The organism is Wolbachia endosymbiont of Nomada ferruginata, assembly GCF_001675785.1.
In the GTDB taxonomy this organism is placed as follows: domain Bacteria; phylum Pseudomonadota; class Alphaproteobacteria; order Rickettsiales; family Anaplasmataceae; genus Wolbachia; species Wolbachia pipientis.
This window is the reverse complement of sequence record NZ_LYUY01000142.1, coordinates 1-2,025: the sequence shown is the minus strand read 5'-3', so window position 1 is coordinate 2,025 and position 2,025 is coordinate 1. Positions and strand designations below refer to the sequence as shown.

Below are 2,025 nucleotides of genomic sequence, written 5' to 3'. Positions count from 1 at the left end.
TCTGCCATTTCATATAATTTATCAAGTGGAACAGCAGTCCTTCCTTGTTCATAGTTGCTTATTTCGTCACGTGTTGTATTCATTTTCTCTGCTAAATCCTTTTGAGTATACTCTCTCACTAGCCTCCATTCTTTTATCTTTTTTCCTATTTGGCAGTATATAGAACCAACTTTTTCTTCAATACATTCATCAGCAGGCAGACCAATTGTTTTTGCAACAATATCAACAGAAACTCCTGCTTTAACCAAACCCTTTGCAATTTTTATTTTTTCTGATTTTTTACTACTTTTTTCACTAACTTTGACAAATTTAGTTAATAAACAAAACATCTTACGTAACTCCTGATCATTAATCTTTTTATATTCTCTTACTAGATTTAATATTTCTCCTTCCTCATTTTTAAAGCCGATTTTCTCCTTTGATGCAGTAATGAGATCGGTAATACTTACTGACAATGCACCTGCTATAGCGTACAACCTTTCGATTGAAATTCTACGGTTCCCTTTTTCATATTGAAGTATTACCCAGTACTTTACACCAAGTTTCTCTGCTAAATCTTTCTGAGTGTACCCTCGCTCTAACCTCCAATTTTTTACTTTTTGCCCTACTTCATAGTCTAAACTTCTTTCCACAAAAAGAACCTTGCATATAATATTTTCTATTATAGCTCAAAGGCTCCAGATATAATAGCTAGACTCTGGAACCTTTAAATTGGTTGTAGATGAATTAAAGTGCCCTACAAGTTTCTTTACTATTTTCACGTACTTTGTCTGCCCATGAAAACAATTTTTCACTTACTTCCTTCTGCTTTTCACTCCATATGCCACATCTAGTGAAACTACCTTTCTCTACTGCTTCTTTAAGTTTTACTCCCCCGAAAAGGCAATTTTTTCCAATTTCTTCCCCTATTTGTTGTAATTCAGCCCACATTTCCTTGTTTTCTACTCTGACTTGTACTTGATCATATTTTTTTACATCGTGGTACAATATAACATTTAGCTTACCAATGCTTGTAGGAAATTCTAACACAACAGAGCTACCATCTGATACATCAACGTAATTTCTTGCACCTCCTTGCTCCCTTCTAACCTCAACTGCATCATTGCCAATTTTTAAAATATTACTTCCTAACTTTCTGTTTTGATCCATACCTTCCAGTATTTTGGCTACTTCTACCTTGCTATCTTCAGAAAATTCCATGAAAAGCATTTTGTTATCTATTTCGATACCTATTAATGCTCCTTCCTGAACAGCACTTTCACCAGCTTTTCCTAGTTCTTCTAGTTGCTTATCTATCTGTGGCTGAATTTCTGGTTGTAGCTCATTATAGATTTCACCTATCAGTTTATTCTGTAGTAGAGTATCATGAAACTCTGCACCGCTTAACATTAATTTACGTATTACCTTTTTACGATCAACCTTATCAAATTTATGAAAATGTGTACCTAATACTACATACTCTGCGAAACTCCATTCCCCATCATTACATGCATTTAGCCTTGCTCCATCATCTATTACTTCATCTATAACTTTATTCATCTCTTTTAAACTTTTTGCTCTTACCACAGCACTTTTAAACCAGCTCAATTTTTCGCTTTCGCTTATACTTGGCTTTATTTTTTGCAAGGCAGAGGTAAATGGATTTTTATCTTCTTGATCACTTATAGGTTTTGTGCCATATATGTAATCAAGTCCCTTTCCGTAGTTGATTTGAACGTCTCTATTAGGGAAGGGCACTTCTCCAGGTTTTTTAGCCTTATTGGTTTTGCTTACAAAGGTGGACTGCTGGTTAACACGACCAATTCCTATAATAGCATTTAACATCTCACCTTCTGATAATTTATCAAGATCAACGTTTAATTGATAAGTACCTCCTTTCTTATCATCAAAAGGTACAATTATTTTATTACCCATATTATCCTCACTATTAAAAATACTTTTTAAGCGTACAATAAACTTTATTATTATACATTCTATTACTCATTATAAATTATAGTGAGTAGATTTGCAAATATTTTCTGCTAT

2 protein-coding genes are annotated in these 2,025 nt (G+C 33.5%); both read right to left on the bottom strand.

Annotated elements, in window-relative coordinates:
* Window positions 1-632, bottom strand: a 632-nt coding sequence (gene wmk / locus BA053_RS06045; RefSeq protein ID WP_174525438.1) for a WO male-killing family protein Wmk, incomplete at its 3' end; no start/stop codon positions are given.
* A gap of 94 nt (window positions 633-726) precedes the next feature.
* Window positions 727-1,914 carry a hypothetical protein gene (locus tag BA053_RS06040; protein ID WP_065094617.1) on the bottom strand — a complete coding sequence of 396 codons (1,188 nt, stop codon included), beginning with the start codon at window positions 1,912-1,914 and terminating at the stop codon, window positions 727-729.
* Between the last annotated feature and the right edge of the window lie 111 nt (window positions 1,915-2,025).

Coding starts and splice junctions, on each gene's coding strand:
- BA053_RS06040 (WP_065094617.1), bottom strand. CDS start 1,914: ATGGGTAATAAAATAATTGTACCTTTTGATGATAAGAAAGGAGGTACT.